Raw genomic sequence first — 22,753 nt, forward strand, 5'->3', positions numbered from 1 at the left:
AGGGGTGCCTCTCCAGGTAGTTTCCCCAGGCACGCAAAAGATTTCGCTGTCTCTTGTCGATTTCCGTGCGCCCTGCGCGTCGTGTTCATGAGCGCACCCAAGGGTGCCGCTTGCCTCGAACGACCCGAACGTCACATTCAGGAGTAGACAATGCGATTCATGATCATGGTGCGCGCCAACGCGCTGACCGAAGCGGGCGAGCCGCCCGACGACGTCGAAGTATTCGCCGAAATGGCCCGCTATCACGAGGAACTGGCGAAGGCCGGCGTGCTGCTCGACGCCTCGGGCCTGCAGCCCAGCTCGCGCGGCTTCCGCGTGCACTACACGAACGGCAAGCCCACGATCCTCGACGGCCCGTTCGCCGAAACGAAGGAGTTGATCGCCGGCTATACGCTCATCCAGGTCCGCTCGCGCGACGAAGCGCTCGAATGGGCGCGCCGGTTCCCGTCGCCATTCGGCAAGCACACCGAGGGCGAGGTCGAAGTGCGGCAGCTCTATGAACTCGACGAACTTCCGCAGTGCGAGGGCGTCGAGAGTTTTCGCCAGCTGCAGGAACAACGTAAGGCATCCTGAGCATTTGCTCGATCACCGTGAGGATCCAAACATGCATAAGCACATCTTCGTCAATCTGGGCGTGCGCGACCTCAAGCGCTCGATGGACTTCTTCGGCCAGCTCGGCTTCAAGTTCGACCCGAAATTCACCAACGACCAGGCCGCCTGCATGGTGTTGGGCGAGAACATGTACGCCATGCTGCTCACCCTCGATTTCATGCGCGGCTTCACCGACAAGGCGCTCGTGGACGCCCGCGAAAGCACCGAGGTGCTGACCTGCCTCTCGTGCGTGTCGCGCGAGGAAGTGGACGGACTCGTCGACAAGGCGCTCGCGGCGGGCGGCACCTCGAAGCGCCCGCCGATGGAGTGCGGCACCGACATGTACGGCCGCAGCTTCGAAGACCCCGATGGCCACATCTGGGAACTGATGTACATGTCGCCCGCCGCGATCGAAAAGGGCGCGCACGGCTCGTGACGCAGGCGCGCGACCCTCACGACCCATTCACGGCGACGCGCCGCACGGTCGAGGCCGTGTGGCGCATCGAGTCGGCGAAGGTAATCGCCCACGCCGCGCGCATCGTGCGCGACGTGGGCGTGGCCGAGGAAATCGCGCAGGACGCGTTCGTCGCCGCGCTGGAAAGCTGGCCTGTGAGCGGCATTCCCGAGAACCCCGGAGCGTGGCTCATGACCGCCGCGAAACATCGCGCCCTCGACCGGCTGCGTCGCGCGGCCTCACATGCGCGCGCGCACGAGGCGATGGGCGCGGACCTCGAAGCGCTCGAAGCGCACTTCGCGCCCGACTTCGTGGAGGCGCTCGACGCCGCGCGCGAGGACGAGATCGGCGACGACTTGCTGCGGCTCGTGTTCGTGGCGTGTCATCCGGTGTTGCCGAAGGAGGGACGCGCCGCGCTCACGCTGCGTCTGCTCGGCGGCCTCACTACGGCTGAGATCGCGCGCGCGTTCCTCGTGCCGGAGGCAACCGTCGCGCAGCGCATCGTGCGGGCCAAGCGCACGCTCGCGGCGGCGAAAGTTCCGTTCGAAGTGCCGCGCCTCGCCGACCTCGAGCCGCGGCTTGCTTCGGTATTCGAAGTGATTTATCTGATCTTCAACGAAGGCTATACGGCCACGGCGGGCCCGGACTGGACGCGCCCTGCGCTGTGCGAAGAAGCCCTGCGGCTAGGCCGCATGCTGGCGGAACTCGTTCCGCTCGAGGGCGAGGCTCACGGCCTCGTTGCCTTGATGGAACTGCAGGCTTCACGCTTGCCCGCGCGTGTGGACCGGGCAGGGCGCGCCGTGCTGCTCGCCGACCAGGACCGCAGCCGCTGGGACGCGCTATTGATCCGGCGCGGGCTTGCCGCGATCGCGCGCGGTGCGGCCTGCGCGGGTGCGCCTGGGCCATACGCGCTGCAGGCGGCGCTCGCGGCTTGCCATGCGCGCGCGCCGAGCGCGGCGCAGACCGACTGGGCGCAGATCGTCTCGATCTACGACGCGCTGCTCGAACTCGACGCCTCGCCCGTCGTGCGTCTGAATCGCGCCGTGGCGGTGGGTATGGCGCGAGGGCCGCAAGCGGCGCTCGATCTCGTCGATGCGCTGTGTGCGGAACCCTCGCTGCGTCACTATCCGTGGCTGCCGGCCGCACGCGGCGATCTGCTCGAAAAGCTGGCGCGCCATGCCGAAGCGCGAGCGGAATTCGAGCGCGCGGCCGCGCTCACGCAGAACGCGCGCGACCGCGAAGTGCTGCTGGCGCGGGCGCAATCGAGCGCGCCACGGACCTGAGGGTGTCATTTCCGGAAGGGTCACGCTTGCGCTTCTGAAATATCGGGGCACAACGCTTGCTACCTGTGCGCGCGGACCCACTCTCTTTGCGCGGCCGGCGCGCAGGCTTCCGATGATTTCAAAAGCGACGATTCTGGCGGTTTCGTGCTCGGCCTTGCTGGGCACGGCGTGTGTGCATCTCGGCCCGACGCGCTTGCGCGCCGATCAGGTCGATTACGCAAGAGCACTCGGCGATGCAAATAAACGCGGAATACTCGCGGCCGTGATCGGTTTGCGTTACGGCGACGCGCCCGCCTTTCTCACGGTGAGTTCGATCATCGCCGCGTATCAATTCGATTCGACGGCGGGCGTCACGGGCAATATCGGCTCAGGCGCGCAGCCGGACTATGCGCTTGCGACCGGTAATATCTCCTGGTCGAATCGCCCGACTTTCACGTTCACGCCAACTACGGGCGAAGCGTTCGCTTCGGCGTACATCCGGCCGCTCGCGCCGGAACTCATGATGCCGCTCGCCGAAGGCGGCATGCCGGTCGATCTGCTGCTGCGTATCGGCGCGCAATCGATCGGCGGGCTGCAGAACGGCAGCGCGCTAGGCGGGGAGGGCAGCGCGGGCTCGGCGGGTTTCTTCCAGTTGCTCCAGGCGCTGCGGCGCCTGCAACTGGCGGGCGAGCTGAACGTGGAGTCGCGCAGCGAGAACGGCAAGAACACGGTGTTCCTCGCACTCGGCGCGACGAACAGCGCGCAGTCGCCGCAAGTTTCGGCGGACCTGGCGCGCGTGCGTGAACTGCTCCATCTTGCGGCGGACACGCGCACGTACGAGATCGTCTATGGACCCTCCGCGCAGGGCGGCAATCGCATTCCCATGGTGACGCGCTCGGTACTCGGCATCCTCACGAATATCGGCGCGCAGGTGCAGGTGCCGGACGCCCAGGTGCAGAGCGGCGCGACGAAACCGACCGTCGGGCTGATTGGGGGCGAAACGCGGCCGATCATCATCGTGCACCAGGGGCCGAAGGCGCCCGCGGACGCCTATGTCGCGATCGACTACGACGGCACGGCTTATTGGGTCGAGCGCGCCGACTTCGACTCGAAATATGCGTTCACGGTCCTGCAGAACCTCATGGCGCTCGCGGAAGCCGAGACGAGCAGCAAGGCGCCGGTCGTGACGATTCCCGCGAACTAGGCTTGAGCTGGCTCGCTACGCGAAGCGCTTGCGCGCGAACATCGCAAGGTCGATGCGGCTTTCGCCTTGCGTGATGCGCTCCGCTAGCGCCTCGCCGATCGCGCTGGCGAACTTGAAACCATGCCCGGAAAAGCCGGTCGCGATGTGCACGTTCGGGCAGGTGGGCACGCGGTCGATGATGAAATGTTCGTCCGGCGTCATGTCGTATTCGCAGGCCCGGCCTACGCGCAGCTTGCCCGCGCCCGGTAAGTAGCGTTCCAGGAAGGCTTGCAGATCGCCGAGATCGCTCGGCTCGGCGCCGAATGGCGCGAGCGGCGCGTCCGCCGCGATGGGCTCGCCGGTGTCGTGGCGGCCCAGCTTCAGGCCGCTGCCGTCGAGATCGGGAAACCCGTAATAACCGCCCACTTCCGAGGCGACGAAAAAGCCCGGGAAGCGCTCCGGCCCAAAGAGGCCTGGCTCGCCTTCGAACCACGCGAAACTCTTGCGCACGCGCGTGACCGGAATCTCGAGGCCCAGCGGCGCGAGCAGATCGCGAGTCGATTTGCCGGCGCACACGATCAGGTCGCGCGCGGTGAACTTTTCGTTCCTGTCGGTCCAGACGTTGACACTCTCGCGCCCATGACACTCGATGCGCGTGACGCGCGTATTCGTGCCCAGTGTTGCGCCGAGCGCGGTCGCGAGCTGCCGGTAAGTGCTGATCGCGCGCTCGCAATAGAGCACGCCCGCGCCGGGTTCGAAGTTCGCGATCTGCTCTGGGCGCAGTCGCCACGCGGGCCAGCGTTTGCCGGCCGTGGCGGCATCGAGCGTTTCCAGCGGGATGCCGTGGCTGGCGGCGCTCGCCTGCACCTCGCGCATGAAAGCTTCGTCGGGCGAGCCGATGTTGACGACGCCCGTGCGCACGAAAAGGGCAGTCTGCGTTTGCTGCTCGAGGTCTTCCCAAAGCTGCTGGGCGCGCAAGGCGAGCGGCACGTAGGCGGCGCCTTCGCCATAGGCGTGGCGAATGAGGCGCGTCGCTCCGTGATGCGCACCCTGATCGTGCGGTGGATCGCCGGCGTCGAGCAGCAGCACCTTGTTGCCGAGGCGGCTCAGATAATAGCCGGCCGCCATGCCCATCGAACCTGCACCGACGATCAGCGTGTCGAAATGTCGATGACTTGCGTTTGTGTCCTGCATGTAGTGCCCCGTGCGCGCCGCAGCGCGCGAACGTGTGTGCGCCTGGCTCCGCTGAACCGGACGGGCGCGCCGTAAAGGGCATTCATTGTCGGCGCTTCGCCCGCACCTGTCGAGCGAGGTCTGACGCGTGCAGGGTCAGGCCCGGGCGCGCCGTTTGCGCGGCCCCGTGGACATGCGCGTGACGAGCTCGGGCTGCGGCCCGAGCACCATGGGCGGCTGCTGGTCCGGTTCGTCGATCAGCCGGATCAGGCTGCGGATCGACAGCTCGGCCACGGCCTCGGTCTGGATCGCGACCGTGGTGAGCGCGGGGCGCATCTGATGGGCGAGCTGAATGTCCGTGATGCCGATCACGGACACATCGTCGGGCACGGCGCGGCCCATGCTGACCAGCGCCTGAATCGCACCGATCGCGAGCAGGTCGTTGGTCGCGAAGATCGCGCTCACGCGCGGGTGCTGCGCGAGCAATTGCTGGCAGGCCGCGTAGCCGGAGTCGATCGAGTCGCGCACCTGCATCTGCGCCACGTTCGCCGGATTCACGCCGCCTTCGCGCAAGGCCGTTCGGAATCCTTCCGAACGGGCATCCTGCAGGCCGCCGCAGCCGTCGCCGATCAGCATGGCGATATTTCGGTGTCCCAACTCAAGTAGATGGTGCGCCGCGAGCGCGCCCGCGCGCGCGAAGTCCACGGCCACGCACGGCAACACGGGCGGATTCTCGGGGTGCTCCCACATCGCCAGCAGAATGGGGCCGTTGTGCATGGCCGAGATGCACAGTTCGTTCATGGCGATGTCGGTGTTCATCACGAGCACGCCGTCCGCGAAGGTGCCCGCGATCTGGTTCAGGTAGGCGCGGCCGATTTGCGCGTCGTCGTCGGTGTTGCAGACCATCAGGAAGTGGCCCGCCTTGCGCGCGGCGCGTTCCGCCGCGAGCACGAACTCGGGGTAGAACGGGTTGGAGATGTTCGAGAGCATGAGCGCGAGCGTGGACGAGCGCCCCTGCGCGAGCGCGCGCGCATTGAGGTTGGGCCGGTAGCCCAGTTCGGCGATGGCCTGCAGCACGCGCTCGGCCGTCTCGGGACGAACCTTCTCGCGATTGCGCAGCACGTTCGAAACGGTAGCCGCCGTGACGCGTGCGCGCCGCGCGACTTCTGACAGGGTGACCATGTCGGACCTTTCCCACATTCAGGGAAGATGATTCAGATGTTGCAATGCTGCGGCGGGGTTTGCTACTTTTCTCCCACAACATCAACGGAGACAACGAATGCGCGATTGTGCCGGATTCGAATTTAAGCGGTTAAATGCCCGCTGCGCAAGGGCTGTGGGAAGTTTTCTGCATAAAAATTTAAGCGCTTAAATTTCGAGGCGAGAACATGGCGACGATACAGCTCTCGGGCGTCGGCAAGCGCTACGGCGATCATCCGCCGGTGGTGCGGCATGTCGATCTCGACATCGGGCATCACGAGTTTTGCGTGTTCCTCGGGCCTTCCGGATGCGGCAAGTCCACGCTGCTGCGCATGATCGCGGGCCTCGAGGAATTGAGCGAAGGCGAACTGCGCATCGGGTCGCGCGTGGTGACGGACGTGCCCGCCGCCGAACGCGGCGTGGCGATGGTGTTCCAGAGCTACGCGCTCTTTCCGCACATGACGGTGTTCGACAACATCGCGTTCGGCCTGAAGATCGCCAAGGTGCCGAAAGCCGAGATCGAGCGGCGCGTGCGCGACGCCGCGCGCAGCCTGCAACTGGAGGCGCTGCTCGACCGGCATCCCAAGGCGCTATCGGGCGGACAGCGTCAGCGCGTCGCCATCGGCCGCGCCATCGTGCGCGAGCCGGGCGTGTTTCTGTTCGACGAGCCGCTCTCCAATCTCGACGCCGCGTTGCGCAGCCATACGCGCATCGAGATCGCGCGCCTGCACCAGCGCTTCACGGATGCGAGCGTCGTGTATGTCACGCACGACCAGGTCGAGGCGATGACGCTCGCCGACCGCATCGTGCTGCTGCACGCGGGCGCCGACATGGAGCGCCACGGCAGCGTGGCGCAAAGCGGCGCGCCGCTCGATCTCTATCACCACCCGAAGTCGCGCTTCGTGGCCGGGTTCATCGGCTCGCCGCGCATGAACTTCATCGACGCGAGTGTCGACTCGGTGGATGAAGAGGGCGTGCGCGTCACGCTCGAAGGCGGGCAGACGCTGCTCGCCTGCGTGGACGGACGCGCATTGAAGCGCGGTCAGCCGGTCACGCTGGGCGTGCGGCCCGAACATCTGCGGCTGACTGGCGACGATCAATCGATTGCGTGCGCAACGGTGCTCGCCGAGCGCCTGGGCGAACATAGCTATCTGCATGCGGATCATGCGGCCGGCACACTGGTCGCCAAAGCGCCGGGCGATTCGCTTATCGGTGTGGGCGAACGCATCCGCGTGCATGTGCCGCCGCAGGCGTGCCATCTGTTCGACGCCGAAGGCACAGCGTTGCGCCGGCTCGCGGCAGCGCATGCGCCGGCGCTGGCCTGATTTCGTTATACCCCGCCGGTAGAGCGGGTCACCAGGTCTGGCGGCGCGGGTGCCGTCAGTCGACAAAGGCAGTCCAACAGCATGTTGGATGGATCGACACAGGAGACAACAGATGTTTTCCAATCGCTTGAAAGCGTTCGGTTCGCTGGCCCGCGGCTCGGCCGCCGTTGCGATCGTGGCGGCGACGGCGTTCACGAGCATGGCCGCCGACGCCGGGACGCTGACCGTCAACGTCTCGGCGCGCGCCAACCAGCGCTCGACATGGCAAGATGCCTTCGATCAGTTCAAGAAAGCCAATCCCGACGTCGACCTCAAGGTATCCTATATAACCGAGGAAGCCTACAAGGTGCAGATGGGCGGCTGGCTCGCGACCGATCCGCCCGATGTGGTGTCGTGGCACGACGGCGAGCGCATGGCCTATTACGCCGAGCGCGGCCTGCTGGAAGACCTCTCCCCGGACTGGGCCAAAAACGGCTGGAACGACCAGTACGCATCGGTGAAGAGTGCGTCCACATGGAACGGCAAGCAGTATGCCGCGCCGCTGGGATATGACGCCTATGGCTTCTTCTACCGCAAGGACCTGTTCGCCAAGGCCGGAATCAAATCCGAGCCGAAGACCTTCGACGAATTGCTGGAAAGCTGCAAGAAGCTCAACGCCATCGGCGTGCAGCCCATTGCCGTGGCCGCGCGCGACAGCTGGACGCTCGCCGCGTGGTTCGACTATCTGGACCTGCGCATCAACGGCAACGAGTTCCACCAGAAGCTGATGGCCGGTCAGATTCCCTATACCGACCCCCGCGTGAAGAAGGTGTACACCACGTGGAAGACGCTGATGGACAACCATTGCTTCATGGAGAACGCGCTTTCCTACGACGTGGATTCGATCGCGCCGGTGCTCGTGAACGGCAAGGCGGCGATGATGCTGATGGGCACGTTCTTCTCGGCGAGCTTCCCGGAGAACATGAAACAGAACGTGGGCTTCTTCCGCTTCCCGGTCATCGACGCCAATGTGCCGACGGCCGAAGACGGTCCCGTGAACGTACTGCTCATTCCTGCAAAGGCCAAGAACAAGGCCGATGCGCGCAGATTGCTCGCCTTCATGGAAACGCCCGCGATCAACGCCGAACTCGCGCACGGCTGGGGCCAGCTGCCTTCGAACAACAAGGCAGCCGAGCCTGACGATCCCATCTCCAAGGTGGGCTTCCAGACGCTCGCGAGCACGCGCGGCGGCATTGCGCAGTTCTACGACCGCGACATGCAGAAGGAAATGGCCGACGAAGGCATGAAGGCCATGCAGCAGTTCTACAGCGACCCGTCGCAGCTCGATACGCTGCTCGCGCGCCTCGAAACGACGCGCCAGCGCATCTACCACAAGTAAAGCCGCGGTGCGGCCGGCGCATTGCGCCGCCGGCCGTACCTTCTTCGATCACCGGCGAGACTTCACCATGTCCGATACCTTGGCGCGCCCCATTGGGGCGGCGCGGCCGCGTCGCGTCTCTACTGTGCGGCGGCAACAGAATCGCGCCGCGCTGTTTTTCCTGCTGCCGGGCTGCGCGCTCTTTGCGCTGTGCGTGGTCTACCCGATCTTCAGCAGCATCACGCTCAGCTTCTATAACTGGGACGGGATGACCGCGAAAACGTTTGTCGGGCTCGCGAACTACGTCGAACTGTTCCAGACCGACACGTTCTATACCGCGCTCAAGAACAATCTGCTGTGGCTTGTGTTCTTCCTGCTCGCGCCGCCGCTCGGTCTCGTGTTCGCGCTCTATCTGAACCAGCACGTGCGCGGCATATGCGCGGTGAAGTCGCTGTTCTTCGCGCCGTTCGTGCTCTCGGGCGTGGTGGTCGGTCTCGTGTTCTCGTGGTTCTACGATCCGACCTTCGGTCTGCTCAAGATGATCGTCGGCCATGGCATACCCGTATTGGGCGACCCGAAGCTCGTGACGTTCGGCATTATCTTCGCCGCACTCTGGCCGCAAACACCGTTCTGCATGATCCTGTATCTCACGGGCCTCACGGGTATCAACCCCGAGATCGTGGAAGCCGCGCGCATGGAAGGCGCGAAGGGTTGGCGGCTCTTCTGGCACGTGGTGCTCCCGCAGCTGCGCCCTGCCACGTTCATGGCCATCGTGCTCACGGTGATTGGCGCGCTGCGCAGCTTCGACCTGATCGCCGTGATGAGCGGCGGCGGCCCGTTCGACAGCTCCACGGTGCTCGCGTACTTCATGTACGACCAGGCGATCAAATACTACCGCGAAGGCTATTCGGCGGCGATTGCCGTCGTGCTGTTCGCCATCATGCTCGTTTATATCGTGTTCCATTTGCGCCGCATGTTGCGCGAAGAACGCTGAGTTACCCGTCGATTTTTCGTCGCTGTTCACGGAGTCGCTGCCCATGTATCCGCTTCCCGTCGATCGCTGGAAACCCGCGAATCGCGCGCTCTACAAGATCTCGTTGCCCATTGCGCTCGTCATCTGGCTGCTGCCCATGCTCGCCGTGCTCATTACCTCGATCCGGTCTACCGAGGAACTGCAGCAGGGCGACTACTGGGGCTGGCCGAAGCACTTCGCGCTGCTGGAAAACTACGGGGCGGCGCTCACGCAAACACCGATGCTCCATTACTTCGCGAACAGCGTGCTGATCACGGTGCCTTCGGTGATCGGTGCCATTACGCTGGCTTCGATGGCGGGCTTCGCGCTATCCACGTATCGCTTTCGCGGCAACACGGCGGTATTGTTCGCCTTCGTCGCCGGGAACTTCGTGCCGATCCAGATCCTCATGATCCCGGTGCGCGACATGGCGCTGCGCGTAGGGCTCTACAACACCGTGTGGGCGCTCATCATCTTTCACGTGTCGTTTCAGACCGGATTCTGCACGCTGTTCCTGCGCAATTTCATCAAGCAACTGCCGTTCGAACTGATCGAGGCCGCGCGCGTGGAAGGCGCGAGCGAATGGGCCATTTACTGGCGCATCGTCATGCCGCTCGTGCGGCCGGCGCTCGCTGCGCTCGGCATTCTCGTCTTCACGTTCGTCTGGAACGACTACTTCTGGGCGCTGTGTCTCACCCAGGGCGACGACGCCGCGCCGATCACGGTGGGCGTAGCCGCGCTCAAGGGGCAGTGGACCACGGCGTGGAACCTCGTGGCGGCGGGCTCGGTGCTTGCGGCGCTGCCTTCGGTGCTGATGTTCTTCGCCATGCAGAAACACTTTGTCGCGGGGCTTACCTTCGGCGCGAGCAAGGGCTGAGAGAGCCCGGCCGCAGCCGAAGGCCCTTTTTTATTTCATTCGTATTCCCGACGTTATTCCGAGGCGGATTGTCACTCATGCAAATCGGTGTCTGCTACTACCCCGAACAATGGCCGCAAACGATGTGGGCCGACGACGCGCGCCGCATGGCCGAATTCGGCATTACCCACGTGCGCATTGGCGAATTCGCCTGGAGCCGCATGGAGCCGCGCGCCGGTGTGTATGAGTGGGCCTGGCTCGACGATGCGATCGAAACGCTCGCGGCCCGTGGCCTGAAGATCGTGCTCGGCACGCCCACGGCCTCGCCGCCGAAGTGGCTCGTCGACGCGACGCCCGAGATGCTTCCCGTGCGCGCCGACGGCACGCCCTGGAACTACGGCTCGCGCCGCCACTACGACATTGCGAGCGAGGCTTATCGCGCCCATTGTGTGCGCATTACGGAGGCGATGGCACAGCGCTACGGCGCGCATCCGGCCGTGATCGCATGGCAGACCGACAACGAGCTGGGCTGCCACGACACCGTGCCGAGCTGGTCGAGTGCCGCGCAGCGCCGCTTCCAGACGTGGCTCGCGAAGCGCTACGACACGATCGAGGCGCTCAACGAGGCATGGGGCAACGTGTTCTGGAGCATGGAGTACCCGTCGTTCGAAGCGGTGGGGTTGCCCGTGCGCACGCCGACCGACGCCAACCCGGCGCATCATCTGGATTTTCGCCGCTACATGTCGGTTGAAGTCGCGAGCTTTCATCGCGAGCAGGCAGACGTGCTGCGCCGCCACGCGCCGAACGCCGACGTATTGCACAACTTCATGGGTTTTTTCACGACCTTCGATCACTACCAGTTCGCGGCGGACAAGGCCATCGACGTGGCGACGTGGGACAGCTATCCGATCGCGCGCACCGAAGTGATCGGGTTGCCGGAAGCGCAGAAGGCTCGCTACGCGCGCACCGCGCACCCAGACGTCTCGTCGTTCGACCACGACCGCTACCGCACAATAGGCGGCGGGCGCTTCTGGGTGATGGAGCAGCAGGCGGGGCCGGTGAACTGGGCGCCGTGGAATCCGGTGCCCGCGCCGGGCATGGTGCGCCTGTGGGCCTATGAAGCGTTCGCGCACGGCGCCGAACTCGTTTCGTACTTCCGCTGGCGGCAATGCCCGTATGCGCAGGAGCAGATGCATTCGGGCCTCAATCTGCCGAATAACGAGCTGTCTCCCGGCGGCCGCGAGGTGGAGCAGGCCGCGCGGGAGATCGCGGCGAGCGACGTGTTGCGTACACTCGCACCGGCGGGGCGTGCCCAGGTGGCGCTCGTATTCGACTACGAAACGCAGTGGATGTTCGAGATCCAGCGCCACGGCGCGAGCTTCGACTATCAGACGCTCGCGTTCGACTACTACAGCGCGCTGCGCGAACTGGGCCTCGATGTCGAAATCGTCTCGCGGCACGCGGATCTTTCAGCGTACCGGCTCGTGGTGGTGCCGTCGCTGGCCGTGATCGACGACGCCTTCGTGGATCAGATCGAGCGCAGCGACGGCCTGTGGGTGTTCGGGCCGCGCAGCGGCTCGAAGACCGCGCACTTCGCCATACCCGGCGACCTGCCGCCCGGCGTGTTGCAGCGCGTGCTGCCGTTGCAGGTGCTCGAGGCGGAATCGCTGCGGCCCACGCTCGCGCCTGCGGTCACGCTAGCCGGCGTGCAGGGCGAGGCATTGCATTGGCGCGATCACGTGCGCGCCAACGGCGCCACGCGCGTTCAGGCGCAATTCGAAGACGGCTGGCCTGCGCTGCTCTCGCATGGCCGCGTGCGTTACGCCGCTGCGTGGTTTTCGCGCGAGCTGCATCTCGCCATGCTCGACGAAGCCGCGCGCGGCGCGGGCCTCGCCACGCAGCGCTTGCCCGAAGGCTTGCGCGTGAGCCGACGCGGCGGATTGTGCTTCGCCTTCAACTTTGGCGAGCAACGTGTTCAGGCGCCGGCCCCCGACGGGGCCCAGTTCGTGCTGGGCGCGCGCGAGCTTGCGCGAGGCGACGTGTGCGCGTGGCGCGAAACCCGCTGAGCCGCAGCTAACCCGAGAGAGTGTTCCGCGTCGCGTCGCATCACGCGCGCGCCGCGGAACACTCGCGCGCATCAGAACAGATGCCGGATGCCGATGCTCGCGCCCACGGTCGACCCGGAGACTTCAAAGAGCGCGTTGTTGATCGACAAGCCCGTGTCCATACGACCGTGGTTGTTCACGTAGCCCACCTGGCCATAGAGCGTCGTGCGTTTGGAGAGGAAGAACTGCACGCCGCTCGACGCGAGGAGCGAGTGGTTGGTGCCGTCGTTGCCGTCGCGCGTGTACCAGACGCCGGCGTCGACGTCGAGGTAGGGCGTGATCATATAGCTGAGCCCGCCGGAGTAGACGCTGTTGTCGAACGACTGCGCAACCTTGTAAAGCGCGTACGAAGCGGAGATCGTGAGCGAGTTCGGGAAGCGATAGCTCGCGCCGATCGTGCGGCCCACGAACTCGATGGTGCTCGGCACTGGCGTGGTGGCCGCGCTGCCTCCGGCATTGCCGCTATACAGCGCGCCTGTGATCGTGAAGCCCGCGATGTGATAGCGCAGGCTCGCCGAATACTGGCGTCCCGCCTGGAAGTTGCCCGCCGCGCCGCCCATGGCGAACATGCCCATCGCCTGAATGCCGGCGATTTCCGGGGACGTATACGTAATCGCGTTGCTGTTGAAGAGCCCGGTCACGTAGACGTTGTTCACGTAGCTCACGAGACCGCTGCCGAAATACGACATGCCGCGCGGGTCCGTCTGGTAGAGCGAGAGGAAGAACGGTGAGTACTGCAGACCAGCCTTGACCGTACCATAGGGACTTTCCATGCCGATCCACGCCTGACGCCCGAAGAAGTTGCCGTTGGAATTGCCGAACTGGCCGTTCGCGATGCTGATGCCGCTCTCGAGCGCGAATACCGCACGCATCCCGCCGCCCAGGTCCTCGGCGCCGCGCATGCCGAAGTTCGAGCCGGACATGCCGCTGTCCGTAAACGAGAACTGATGACCGGCGTTCTGGCCCGTCCGCGTGTTCAGCGTATGGCTCGTGTAGAGGATCGACCCGTCGACGATGCCATACAGTGTGACGCTGCTCTGCGCGCTCGCGACACCCGCTGTGCCCATCAAACCGGCCGCCGCGAGGCAGCGGACCAGCCATTTCATGCCGAGGTTGTCGCGTTGTAACATTTCGTCATCCTTAGTGTTATTTATGGATTGAGATTGATGTGACAGGTGCTGCGCACGCTTCAGGCCATGCTCCAGGCAAAGCCGCGGATAAAGCTTCAGGCAAAAGGGGGCCGGGGTTCCTCGCGGAACCCCATGAATCGGAATGCTGGGAGTGCTGCTCGGCGTACTACGCGGAGTACTTCGCGTAGTCCTGCGGTCTGGCGCGGCGGCCGGGGTCCTCTCGCGTGCGCAGGAACAGCGTGGGCGAGCGCGTGGTCATCGTGGGCTTGCGGCTAGGCATGGGCCGGATTGAATGCGCGTTCACCGATCGCTTCTCCCCTGACGAGAGGTGTGCAACGTTGACGGAATGCTACGTTCGATGGGGGCTATTTTTGTACGACCGTGCGGAATCTGTCACCCTGGGAGAAACGATCACATTTGCGCATCAATTTGTTGCACCCGGCGCATGAATCGACACACGGGCGCCTGCCTCACCCCGCCGGATTCTCCTCATCCTGCGGCGGCGCGCTGCCCGCGGGCGCACCCAGGATGCTGACCTGGAAAACCGGCGTGCCTGCAAGCGACTCGAGGTTGGGGTCTTCGGGGTAGGCGAGCAGCAAGGGCAAGATGACCGAGCCGCCAATCACGGCGCGGCGGCTGTTGTCGGCGGGGCGCAGGCCCCAGACGTCCTGATAGACGAGCGGCACCGTCTTGCCATCGCGCTCCGTGATGCCCAGATAGAGCATCACGTGACCGCCTATATAGATGAGCGTGCGCATGGGCGCGCCGTGCTGCACGAGCCAGTCGAGGCGTTGTGCGGGCGTGGACGCCGAAAGATCGGTCATCGCCCCCGCGTTCATTTGCGTGGACGAATGGCGGGGCAGCCACACGCCGAACGCAGCGAAAATGCTCTGCAATTCGGCCGAGCAGTCGTTGTCGAAGTTCGTATTGCCCCAGCCGTAGGGGCGGCCGATCAGCGCCTTCATCAACTGTGCGAGATGGCGCGGCGTCGCCGCGAGCGGCGCAGGCACGATGGCGTTCGAATCGAGCACTGCCGTGCGGATCGCCGCGCGGCCATCTACATCGCGGGCGGGCACGAGCACTTCGCCCGGCTTCGCGCCCGAAGCGGGCCGCAGCGGCAGCAGCGTGCCGGCAGGCGCGTCGAAGCGGAACAGGCCGCCATCGTCGCGCAGCGCGGCGGAGGCCACGACCACGACGCCGAGCGAGTGATGCGCCGCCGCGCGCCACGTCGAAACGAAGGCTTCATCGACGCTCGCCACGCCGTCGCTGCGCACCCAGCCCTGCACGTCCGGCGTCTGCACGTAGCGCCAGGCGCCGTCTGCGCTCGTGCCGAGCACGTAGAGCGGCGTGCCCGGCCGCACGGCGCTCACCTGCAGGTTGTCGAAGGGATAGCCTTCACCTGCTATGCGATGTGAATAGAACGACGGGTCGACGGTGGGCAGCTCGCGCACGTACAGTGCCGTCGTGGCGATGGCGCGACGCGTGGCATCGAAGCCGCTGGACTGTTCGAACTGGCTGACGTTGGCGTTGCGCTCGATGGCGTCGATCCACGCCTTCGTGTGCGGCCGGAAATTCATGCCGTAGCCAATGCGGCGCGCCTCCTTGCCGGTGTTGTCGAAGTATGCGAGGCGGCGCGTCTGCAGCGCGGCGATGTCGCTGCCGCCATCGCGATACACGCGCTGCTCGACAAACGCGCGATTCCAGGGCGAGGGATCGTTCGGACCTGCACCGAAATAGCGCGCGACGAGCGCATCGAATTGCGCGCGCTGGACGTCGGGCGAAAGGAAGGGCTTGTCGTAACCGGCGCTGGCCGGATCGATCCAGTGATCGACGTTCTGGTCGTAGTGCTCGATCGGGAAGAGCGTGACCGTATCGGGCGGGAGCGCCTGCCCGGCAGGACTCTGCGAGGCCGGGCCGGTCGCGCATCCCGGCAGCACGCACGCGGCGGCTAGCGTCAGGGCGAGGAAGCGGGCGCGCGGAGCCAGGGCAAAAGCGGAAAGGCGAGACGAAGAATCGAGGGCGGAGCGCATGGGCGAGCGGGCGGTTCGACAACCCGTGGATGATACAGGACGCGCCGCGCCCGCTGCCCTCGCTATTGCGCGAAAATCAAACGATCACTGCTCGATCTGCCGGTTCCAGCGCGAATCCCACTGCGCGCGGTGCTCGTTGATCACGTCCCAGTCGACCACCGTCACCTTCTTCACGAGCTGGTCGAGATTGCCCAGGCTCTTTTGCATGTCGGGCGGCATGGTCGCGTTCTGGTTGGTCGGAATCTGCTTGCCGGCGGAGGCCGCCTTGCTCTGCGCGGGCGCCGACAGCAGGAACTGCGCGAGCTTTTGCGCGAGCTGCGGGTCGGGATTGTTCTTCACCACGCACAGGTCCACGAGCAGCAGCACGGCGCCTTCCTTCGGGTTGGCGTAGGCCACGGGCAGGCCCTTGTCCTTCAGGTCGCCCACGGCGGTGGGCGTGAGCGGGAAGATGCCGGCCTCGCCGGTCTGGATCATCTCCGAGAGCTTGGCCGAATTCGGAATATATTCGACGACGTTCGGCCCCACCGTGCTCGCCCACTTCGTGAAGCCCGGCTCGACATTGCTCTCGCTGCCGCCCATCAGGCGGTTGATGGCGAGAAAGCCGTGCAGCCCGAACGTGCTGCTCGAAGCCGACTGGAACACCACCTTGCCCTTGTATTTCGGATTGGCGAAATCGAGCCACGAAGTGGGCGGCGCCCAGCCTTTATCGGCGAACACCTTCGTGTTGTAGCCAATGCCCGTCATGCCGAGTTGCACGCCCGCGCCCACGTCGCCTTTCATGCGCGCGAACGGATACAGCTCCTTGAGCACCGGCGAATCGTCGAGTTTCTCGCATACGCCCATGCTCACCGCGCGCGCCATTACGCCGTCGTCGAGAAAGGCGACATGCATCTGCGGGCTGTTGCGGTTGGCGAGGAGCTTCGCGAGCACGTCGGAGGAGGTGCCCGGCACGACCACCACCTTCACGTTGTTGGCCTTTTCGAAGTCGGGCAGGACCTGGCTCGTGTAGGCCTTCTCCATCGGGCCGCCGTTCATGCCGATGTAGATCGTCTTCGTTTGCGACCAGGCGCCTTGCGAGATGCCCAAGGCAACGAATGCGGCCAGCGGAGCCAGGGTGCGTGTGAGTTTCATCGTGGGGACTCCTTATTTGATTGGGAGAGCGGCATGAACGGAAGACTGCGTGAAGCGGCCGATAGCGAACGCCTCGATGGGCGTGCTCGTCGTGCCTTCTGTGACGAGTTCGGCGAGGACTTCGCCTACGCCCGGCGCCAGCAGGAAGCCGCCGCCGGAAAAGCCGAAAGCGTGCACGAGGCGCGGCGTGGTGTTGCTGAAACCGATGATCGGGTTGCTGTCCGGTGTTTCGCCTTCCACGCCGCTCCACGTGCGGATGAGCAGCGCGTCGCGCAGGCCGGGCAGCAGCGCGCAGGCGTCGCGCATGACGGCGCGCGTGGTGGCGGTGGACGGCTGTGCGTACTCGCCGTCGCCGTGCCCGCGTCCGCCGCCGATCACGCAGTTGCCGCGCTCGACCTGGCGCGCGTAGACGCCGCCGCCGTAGACGCCCAGGTTGTGCTGGATAAAGCGCGGCAGCGGCTCCGTCACCCACATGTTGGGGTAGATCGGCTTCATCGGCACGGTTTCGCCGAACGCGCCCGCCACCGTATTGGCCCAGGCGCCCGACGAGTTGATCAGCCAGTCCGCGCTGATGCGCTCGTGGCCCGCGCGCATCTGGAAACGCCGGCCGTCGAAGCTCAGGTCGGCGAGCGCGGTCTGCTCCTGCACGTGCGCGCCCGCGCGCCGCGCCGCCGCCGCGAAGCCGGGCGAGACGAGACGCGGATTCGCGTGGCCGTCGCTCGCGCAAAGTGCCCCGCCAATGGCGGTTTTGCCGAGCCACGGGTAGCGGCGCCGAAACGCTTCGCCGCTCATGACGACCGACTCCACGCCGAAATCGCGCGCCATGGCGGACCACGCGTGAAGCGCGTCGAGATCGCTGTCGCGGCGCGCGAGGCGCAAGTGCCCCGACACGACGAATTCGCCGTCGCTGCCGATCAGTTCGGGCAAGCGGCTCCATACGCGCCGGGCGCGCACCGCAAGCGGCAGTTGCTCGGCGCTGCGTCCGTGGGTGCGCACGCCGCCGTAGTTCACGCCGCTCGCCTGCGCGCCGCAAAAGCGCCGCTCGAACAAGCCGACGCTTACCCCCTTGCGCGCGAGTGCGAGCGCCGCCGATGCGCCGACGAGCCCGCCACCCGCAATCACAACCTGGAAGTGGCGCGTGTCACTCATCGTGGGCTTCCTCTTCGATGACTTGCACGCCGTCGTCGAACAGCATCGGTGAAATGGGAATCGGCTTGATCGGCGCCTGGCTGCGTAAGCGGCCCACCTCGTGCAGCGGCTTGCCGGTCTCCACGCTCAGTAGCGCCATGGCGGATTCACCGCACATGCGCCCCTGGCAGCGCCCCATGCCGATACGCGTGAGCGCCTTCAGGCGGTTGACTTCGCTGGCGAAACCGTCGCGGATACAACTACGCAGCGTGCCGGCATCGACTTCCTCGCAGCGGCAGATGGTCAGGTCGTCGGGCCAGTTGGCGGCGCAGTTGGCCGGCGGGGCAAATGCCTGCTCGATGCCAACGCGAAAGCGCGCGATCCGTTCGAGACGCTTCTCGATCGTTGCCACATCAGGCAAAGCAGCATCGTGCTGTGGCGCTTCGATGCCGATATCTTCGAGCATCGCGAGTGCGGCGCGGCTGCCCGCGAGTTCGGCGGCATCGGCGCCTGCGATACCGGCGCCGTCGCCGGCCAGATAGACGCCCGGCACAGAGCTGCGGCCCGCCGCATCGCGTTCGGGCAGCCAGCAGCGGTTGAGGTCGTCGAAGGCGAAGCGGCAGCCCGCGAGATCGGCGAGCTGGGTTTCGGGCCGCAAGCCGTAGCCGAGGCCGATCGCATCGGAGGCGATGGCGTGCTCCTTGCCGTCGGCCGCGCGCCAGCGGACGTATTGCACCGCCGCGTCGCCTTCGATGGCCTCGAGCGAGACGCCATGCTCCATGCGCACGCCATGCGCCTTGAGCCACGCGACGTAATAAACGCCCCTGGCGAAGGTGCCCGGCTGGTTGAGCAGCTTCGGCGCGGCGGCGGCCTGGCGCCCAAACGGGCTCGTGTCGAGCACGGCGGCTACTTGCGCGCCCGCTTTCGCATACTGATACGCGACGAGGTAGAGCAGCGGCCCGGTGCCGGCGAACACGGTGCGCTGGCCAATTGCGCAGCCCTGCGCCTTCAGCGCGACCTGGGCGCCGCCGAGTGTATAGGCGCCTGGCAACGTCCAGCCGGGCAGCGGCACGATGCGGTCGGTGGCGCCGCTCGCGATGATCAGATGCGACCACGGCACGCTCGATTCGCGGCCCGCGCGCAGGGTGTCGAGCCGGCCCGGCTCGCACGACCAGGCCAGCGTGTCGGGCCGATAGTCGATTTTCGGGAGCATGTCGGCCATGGTGCGATGGACCGCATCGGCTTTCTTCGCCTCGAAGCCGTAGAGCGCGGTTTTCGTGCGCGAAAAGCCTGCACCGTTAGCGGGCTGGCGATAAATCTGGCCGCCCCAGCGCGCGTTTTCGTCGATGACGGTGGGGCGCAGTCCCGCGGCCACGAGCGTTTGCGCGGCGCGAATGCCGGCCGGTCCTGCGCCGACGATGACGATGCGGTCGGGCCCGGTCGCGCTCATCGCGCACCTCCGCCATAAATTTTGGTATCCGAACCAGTGCGCGTCACCACACGCATGCCTTCGCGCAACGGCGTGGAGCAGGCGCGCAGGCGCGTGCCGTCTTCGCAGCGCACCCAGCAGTCCTGGCAAGCGCCGATCAGGCAGAAGCCCGCGCGCGGTTCCGTGCTGAACTCGCTGCGGCGCACGTGCCGCTGATGCGTGAGGATCGCGGTGAGCAGCGTATCCCCCGCGAGCGCCTTGACTTCGACGCCGTCTAAAACGAAGGAAACGCTCGCGCGCGCGGTTTCGGCAACGCGGACGAACTGGGCAAGGGGAAGCGGCGTGGCGGTGCTCATGGAAGGTCGGTGGCGCGGCAGCAGGAATCGAAAGAGGCGGGCGGCGTTCAGTGCTGCCCGATCAGAATGCGGTTGAGCCCGTATACGCGGTCGAGCAGGAACATCGCACCCGCCGTGATGAAAATGACGAGCGCGGAAACGGAGGCCATCATCGGGTCGATCGACTCGGTCGCATACATATACATGCGCACGGGCAGCGTGACGGTTTGCGGCGAGGTCACGAAGATCGACATCGTCAGTTCATCGAAGCTGTTGATGAACGCGAGCAGCCAGCCGCCCGTGATGCCGGGCACGATCATCGGCAGCGTGACGCGGCGGAAGGTGGTCCACGCGTTCGCACCGAGCGACGCGGCTGCATGCTCGATGCTGCGGTCGAGGCCGCTCACCGAGGCGAGCACGAGCCGCATGACGAACGGCGTGATGATGATCATGTGTGCGAGGATCAGCCACGCGAACGAGCCGGTCGCGCCGAGCAGCGCGAAAAAGCGCAGCAGCGCGATGCCCAGCACGAGCCCCGGAATCACGAGCGGCGAAAGCAGCAGCGCGTTGAGAAAGCCGCGGCCCGGAAAGCGCGCACGGCCAATGGCGAGTCCCGCGGGCAACGCGATGACGAGCGAGAGCGTGGCCGAGGCGAACGCGAGCTTGAGGCTGTTGAAGAACGCGGTGATGAAGTCGGGGTAGTCGAGGATCGCGCGGAACCAGCGCAGCGACAGGCCGTGCGTGGGGAGCGTCAAGGTTTCGTCGGGCGTGAATGCCACGAGAATGACGATGACGAGCGGCGCCAGCACGAACAGAATGACGAAGCTATGGAACGTAAGGGCGAGCGGTCCGTTTTTGCGCATGATGTTGTGTCCTGGGGCCTTAGCCCATGCTGCGCGCGTAGCGCCGTTCGAGCACGCGGTAGTAGGTGAGCATCACCACGAGATTGGCGACGAGCAGCAGCACGGCGATGGTCGCGCCGAGCGGCCAGTTCATCGAGCTGAGGAACTGGTCGTACACGGCGGTGGCCGCCACCTTCAGGCGCCGGCCGCCCAGCAGGCCAGGAATCGCGAAGGCGCTCGCCGACAGGCCGAACACCATGAGGCTGCCCGAGAGAATGCCCGGCATGAGTTGCGGCAGCACGATGCGGCGCAGGGTGGTGAAAGGCGACGCCATCAGCGACAGCGCCGCGTTCCCGGTTTGCGGATCGAGCCTTTGCAGCGCGGTCCACACCGGAATCACCATGAACGGCAGCATCACGTGCACGAGCGCAATGACGATCGCGAAGGTCGTGTATTCGAGCTTGAAGGGGCCCGCGCCGAACAGAGCGAAGAACTGGTTCACGAGACCGTTCATGTTGAGCAGCATGCTCCAGCCGAACGCGCGCACCACCACGGAAACCAGCAGCGGCGCGAGGATCACGAGCAGGAAGAGCGAGCGCCACGGGTCGCGCATGCGCGAGAGGATGTACGCCTCCGGCGTGCCGATCACGACGCACAGCAGCGTGGTGAGCGCGGCAATGCCGAAGGTACGCAGGAAGATCGTGTGAAAGTACGACGAGCCTAGCACCTCTACGTAGTTGTGCAGATCGAATGCGGCGATGGGGCCGCTCATCGGATCGAAACGGTAGAACGTGAGCGCGAAGGTCATGGCGAGCGGCACGAGCACGAGCGCGGCGAACAGCAGCAGCGCGGGCGCGCTCATGAGCCAGAGCGGCACGTAAGCCTGCCAGCCCGCGCGCACCGTGGCGTGCGGGGCTGGCTGCGAAGCGCGGAGCGTGCTAGACACGGGCGCCCTCCCGATGGATGAAGCGGATCGCGTCGCTATGCCAGTCGATGCCCACCTGGTCGCCTTCGGCAAGCGGCTCATTGCCCTCGTTCTGGCAGCACACGAGCATTTCGCCCGCGCGGCTGTCGAGCCGGTAGAGCCACTGGCTGCCGAGGAAGAAGCGGCTCGTCACGCGCCCGGCGAGCCGGCCCGAACCGCTCGCGCAGAGCTTGAGCTTTTCGGGGCGGATGCACAGCGTGATCGCGTCGCCGACACCCACCGCGCGGCCGCGTTCGGGGAGTTGCGCCGTCGAGCCCGTTTCGGCGAGATCGTGGCCGAGATCCACGCGGATCGTATCGCCTTCGCGCGCGACGATGCGGCCCGCGAGCATGTTGGCCTTGCCGATGAACTGCGAGACGAAGTCGTTTTCGGGCCGCTCGTACGCGCGATAAGGCGTGTCGACCTGGGTGATGCGGCCGCTTTCCATCACGACCACGCGGTCGCTGATCGACAGCGCTTCGGACTGATCGTGCGTGACCATCAGCGTGGTCGTGCCGATCTTGCGCTGAATGGCGCGCAGTTCGAACTGCATGTCTTCGCGCAGTTTGGCGTCGAGATTGGACATCGGCTCGTCGAGCAGCAGCACGGGCGGCGCGATCACAATGGCGCGCGCAATTGCCACGCGCTGGCGCTGGCCGCCCGAAAGCTCGCGCGGAAAACGCTGCGCGTAGGCGTCGAGGCGCACGAGCGCGAGCGCCTCGCGAGTGCGGTCCCGACGCTCGGCTTTATCCACACCGCGCATTTCGAGGCCGAAGCTCACGTTCTGCTCCACGCTCATGTGCGGAAAGAGCGCATAGCTCTGGAATACGATGCCGAGGCCGCGCTTGTTCGGCGGCATGTGCGTGATGTCACGCCCGTCGAGCGTGATGCGCCCGCGCGTGGTTTCCACGAAGCCGGCGATCATCTGCAGCGTCGTGGTCTTTCCGCAGCCCGAGGGGCCGAGCAGTGAGACGAACTCGCCTTTTTCCACCGACAAATTGACGCCCGCGACCGCCTGCAGGTCGCCGAACGATTTCGATACATCGGTCAGGGTGAGGAACGACATGGTGTGGCCTTCCAGTGCTTGGGTTGCGCCGGCACCCGCTGGGCGAATCAAGGTGCAGGGCGTTGAACCGACTGTAGCTAGCCAAATTTTTAGTCGTCAATTTAAAATTCCATCAAGCGATAGGAATCTGACTTATATTCCGTTTGATGGAATGTGGATGCGGCTTGCTGGCCGATTGTT

21 protein-coding genes are annotated in these 22,753 nt (G+C 65.7%); 9 read left to right on the forward strand and 12 right to left on the reverse strand.

Annotation, left to right across the window (positions count from 1 at the left end):
• Positions 1-150: 150 nt before the first annotated feature.
• The 4 genes from AB4Y36_RS16220 (at position 151) to AB4Y36_RS16235 (ending at position 3,511) form a co-directional block, all read left to right on the forward strand.
• Positions 151-573: a YciI family protein gene (locus AB4Y36_RS16220; RefSeq protein WP_069269061.1), complete on the forward strand. Its 423-nt coding sequence runs from the start codon at positions 151-153 to the stop codon at positions 571-573.
• A 31-nt stretch (positions 574-604) separates the two neighbouring features.
• Positions 605-1,027, forward strand: coding sequence for a VOC family protein (locus AB4Y36_RS16225; protein ID WP_069269062.1), 423 nt, complete (start codon positions 605-607; stop codon positions 1,025-1,027).
• Positions 1,024-2,328, forward strand: a complete 1,305-nt coding sequence (locus tag AB4Y36_RS16230; protein WP_368606605.1) for an RNA polymerase sigma factor — start codon at positions 1,024-1,026, stop codon at positions 2,326-2,328. Before AB4Y36_RS16225 ends, AB4Y36_RS16230 begins: the two co-directional genes overlap by 4 nt.
• 112 nt (positions 2,329-2,440) lie before the next feature.
• Entirely contained in the window at positions 2,441-3,511 is a 1,071-nt protein-coding gene (locus AB4Y36_RS16235) for a hypothetical protein (protein WP_368617285.1), read from the forward strand.
• Between the two features lie 15 nt (positions 3,512-3,526).
• Here AB4Y36_RS16235 and solA read toward each other — a convergent pair whose 3' ends face one another.
• Together solA and AB4Y36_RS16245 are read right to left on the reverse strand one after the other, a co-directional pair.
• Positions 3,527-4,684 carry an N-methyl-L-tryptophan oxidase gene (gene solA / locus AB4Y36_RS16240; RefSeq protein ID WP_069269065.1) on the reverse strand — a complete coding sequence of 386 codons (1,158 nt, stop codon included), beginning with the start codon at positions 4,682-4,684 and terminating at the stop codon, positions 3,527-3,529.
• A gap of 135 nt (positions 4,685-4,819) precedes the next feature.
• On the reverse strand, positions 4,820-5,845 hold the full coding sequence (locus AB4Y36_RS16245) for a LacI family DNA-binding transcriptional regulator (RefSeq protein ID WP_368683537.1): 1,026 nt from the start codon (positions 5,843-5,845) through the stop codon (positions 4,820-4,822).
• Between the two features lie 206 nt (positions 5,846-6,051).
• Between AB4Y36_RS16245 and AB4Y36_RS16250 the strand changes: the two genes are divergently transcribed.
• The 5 genes from AB4Y36_RS16250 (at position 6,052) to AB4Y36_RS16270 (ending at position 12,479) form a co-directional block, all read left to right on the forward strand.
• Positions 6,052-7,188: an ABC transporter ATP-binding protein gene (locus AB4Y36_RS16250; protein ID WP_069269067.1), complete on the forward strand. Its 1,137-nt coding sequence runs from the start codon at positions 6,052-6,054 to the stop codon at positions 7,186-7,188.
• Between the two features lie 112 nt (positions 7,189-7,300).
• Complete coding sequence (locus AB4Y36_RS16255) at positions 7,301-8,566, forward strand: ABC transporter substrate-binding protein (RefSeq protein WP_069269068.1); 1,266 nt, start codon at positions 7,301-7,303, stop codon at positions 8,564-8,566.
• Between the two features lie 67 nt (positions 8,567-8,633).
• The gene (locus AB4Y36_RS16260; protein ID WP_368683538.1) at positions 8,634-9,539 is read left to right on the forward strand and encodes a carbohydrate ABC transporter permease; all 906 of its coding nucleotides are present in this window, start codon (positions 8,634-8,636) and stop codon (positions 9,537-9,539) included.
• A 43-nt stretch (positions 9,540-9,582) separates the two neighbouring features.
• Positions 9,583-10,434, forward strand: a complete 852-nt coding sequence (locus tag AB4Y36_RS16265) for a carbohydrate ABC transporter permease (protein WP_069269070.1) — start codon at positions 9,583-9,585, stop codon at positions 10,432-10,434.
• Positions 10,435-10,511: 77 nt separating this feature from the next.
• Positions 10,512-12,479, forward strand: coding sequence for a beta-galactosidase (locus AB4Y36_RS16270; RefSeq protein ID WP_368683539.1), 1,968 nt, complete (start codon positions 10,512-10,514; stop codon positions 12,477-12,479).
• A gap of 71 nt (positions 12,480-12,550) precedes the next feature.
• Here AB4Y36_RS16270 and AB4Y36_RS16275 read toward each other — a convergent pair whose 3' ends face one another.
• From AB4Y36_RS16275 to AB4Y36_RS16320, 10 genes are all read right to left on the reverse strand, one after another.
• On the reverse strand, positions 12,551-13,624 hold the full coding sequence (locus AB4Y36_RS16275; protein WP_368683571.1) for a porin: 1,074 nt from the start codon (positions 13,622-13,624) through the stop codon (positions 12,551-12,553).
• 190 nt (positions 13,625-13,814) lie between these two features.
• Positions 13,815-13,952, reverse strand: coding sequence for a hypothetical protein (locus tag AB4Y36_RS16280; RefSeq protein ID WP_176733017.1), 138 nt, complete (start codon positions 13,950-13,952; stop codon positions 13,815-13,817).
• Between the two features lie 166 nt (positions 13,953-14,118).
• The gene (locus tag AB4Y36_RS16285) at positions 14,119-15,678 is read right to left on the reverse strand and encodes an SH3 domain-containing protein (RefSeq protein WP_368683540.1); all 1,560 of its coding nucleotides are present in this window, start codon (positions 15,676-15,678) and stop codon (positions 14,119-14,121) included.
• Between the two features lie 84 nt (positions 15,679-15,762).
• Positions 15,763-16,809 carry an ABC transporter substrate-binding protein gene (locus AB4Y36_RS16290; RefSeq protein ID WP_368683541.1) on the reverse strand — a complete coding sequence of 349 codons (1,047 nt, stop codon included), beginning with the start codon at positions 16,807-16,809 and terminating at the stop codon, positions 15,763-15,765.
• A 12-nt stretch (positions 16,810-16,821) separates the two neighbouring features.
• On the reverse strand, positions 16,822-17,958 hold the full coding sequence (locus AB4Y36_RS16295) for an NAD(P)/FAD-dependent oxidoreductase (RefSeq protein ID WP_368683542.1): 1,137 nt from the start codon (positions 17,956-17,958) through the stop codon (positions 16,822-16,824).
• Positions 17,951-19,387, reverse strand: a complete 1,437-nt coding sequence (locus AB4Y36_RS16300; protein WP_368683543.1) for an FAD-dependent oxidoreductase — start codon at positions 19,385-19,387, stop codon at positions 17,951-17,953. Before AB4Y36_RS16300 ends, AB4Y36_RS16295 begins: the two co-directional genes overlap by 8 nt.
• Positions 19,384-19,722 (reverse strand): (2Fe-2S)-binding protein, encoded by a 339-nt coding sequence (locus AB4Y36_RS16305; protein ID WP_342947474.1) that lies wholly within the window; start codon positions 19,720-19,722, stop codon positions 19,384-19,386. The genes AB4Y36_RS16300 and AB4Y36_RS16305 overlap by 4 nt, the downstream gene beginning before the upstream one ends.
• 47 nt (positions 19,723-19,769) lie before the next feature.
• A complete protein-coding gene (locus AB4Y36_RS16310; protein WP_368683544.1) occupies positions 19,770-20,564 on the reverse strand; it encodes an ABC transporter permease in 795 nt (264 codons plus the stop codon).
• Between the two features lie 19 nt (positions 20,565-20,583).
• Positions 20,584-21,489, reverse strand: coding sequence for an ABC transporter permease (locus AB4Y36_RS16315; protein WP_368683545.1), 906 nt, complete (start codon positions 21,487-21,489; stop codon positions 20,584-20,586).
• Positions 21,482-22,573: an ABC transporter ATP-binding protein gene (locus AB4Y36_RS16320; protein WP_368683546.1), complete on the reverse strand. Its 1,092-nt coding sequence runs from the start codon at positions 22,571-22,573 to the stop codon at positions 21,482-21,484. Before AB4Y36_RS16320 ends, AB4Y36_RS16315 begins: the two co-directional genes overlap by 8 nt.
• Between the last annotated feature and the right edge of the window lie 180 nt (positions 22,574-22,753).

Origin of the sequence: Paraburkholderia sp. BR10936 (assembly GCF_040965735.1) — a bacterium.
Taxonomy (GTDB): Bacteria; Pseudomonadota; Gammaproteobacteria; order Burkholderiales; family Burkholderiaceae; genus Paraburkholderia; species Paraburkholderia nodosa_A.

Excerpts from the sequence above, each read along its gene's own strand:
- AB4Y36_RS16220 (WP_069269061.1), top strand. The coding sequence starts at position 151 with ATGCGATTCATGATCATGGTGCGCGCCAACGCGCTGACCGAAGCGGGC.
- AB4Y36_RS16225 (WP_069269062.1), top strand. The coding sequence starts at position 605 with ATGCATAAGCACATCTTCGTCAATCTGGGCGTGCGCGACCTCAAGCGC.
- AB4Y36_RS16235 (WP_368617285.1), top strand. The coding sequence starts at position 2,441 with ATGATTTCAAAAGCGACGATTCTGGCGGTTTCGTGCTCGGCCTTGCTG.
- solA (WP_069269065.1), bottom strand. The coding sequence starts at position 4,684 with ATGCAGGACACAAACGCAAGTCATCGACATTTCGACACGCTGATCGTC.
- AB4Y36_RS16245 (WP_368683537.1), bottom strand. The coding sequence starts at position 5,845 with ATGGTCACCCTGTCAGAAGTCGCGCGGCGCGCACGCGTCACGGCGGCT.
- AB4Y36_RS16250 (WP_069269067.1), top strand. The coding sequence starts at position 6,052 with ATGGCGACGATACAGCTCTCGGGCGTCGGCAAGCGCTACGGCGATCAT.
- AB4Y36_RS16255 (WP_069269068.1), top strand. The coding sequence starts at position 7,301 with ATGTTTTCCAATCGCTTGAAAGCGTTCGGTTCGCTGGCCCGCGGCTCG.
- AB4Y36_RS16260 (WP_368683538.1), top strand. The coding sequence starts at position 8,634 with ATGTCCGATACCTTGGCGCGCCCCATTGGGGCGGCGCGGCCGCGTCGC.
- AB4Y36_RS16265 (WP_069269070.1), top strand. The coding sequence starts at position 9,583 with ATGTATCCGCTTCCCGTCGATCGCTGGAAACCCGCGAATCGCGCGCTC.
- AB4Y36_RS16270 (WP_368683539.1), top strand. The coding sequence starts at position 10,512 with ATGCAAATCGGTGTCTGCTACTACCCCGAACAATGGCCGCAAACGATG.
- AB4Y36_RS16275 (WP_368683571.1), bottom strand. The coding sequence starts at position 13,624 with ATGAAATGGCTGGTCCGCTGCCTCGCGGCGGCCGGTTTGATGGGCACA.
- AB4Y36_RS16285 (WP_368683540.1), bottom strand. The coding sequence starts at position 15,678 with ATGCGCTCCGCCCTCGATTCTTCGTCTCGCCTTTCCGCTTTTGCCCTG.
- AB4Y36_RS16290 (WP_368683541.1), bottom strand. The coding sequence starts at position 16,809 with ATGAAACTCACACGCACCCTGGCTCCGCTGGCCGCATTCGTTGCCTTG.
- AB4Y36_RS16295 (WP_368683542.1), bottom strand. The coding sequence starts at position 17,958 with ATGAGTGACACGCGCCACTTCCAGGTTGTGATTGCGGGTGGCGGGCTC.
- AB4Y36_RS16300 (WP_368683543.1), bottom strand. The coding sequence starts at position 19,387 with ATGAGCGCGACCGGGCCCGACCGCATCGTCATCGTCGGCGCAGGACCG.
- AB4Y36_RS16305 (WP_342947474.1), bottom strand. The coding sequence starts at position 19,722 with ATGAGCACCGCCACGCCGCTTCCCCTTGCCCAGTTCGTCCGCGTTGCC.
- AB4Y36_RS16310 (WP_368683544.1), bottom strand. The coding sequence starts at position 20,564 with ATGCGCAAAAACGGACCGCTCGCCCTTACGTTCCATAGCTTCGTCATT.
- AB4Y36_RS16320 (WP_368683546.1), bottom strand. The coding sequence starts at position 22,573 with ATGTCGTTCCTCACCCTGACCGATGTATCGAAATCGTTCGGCGACCTG.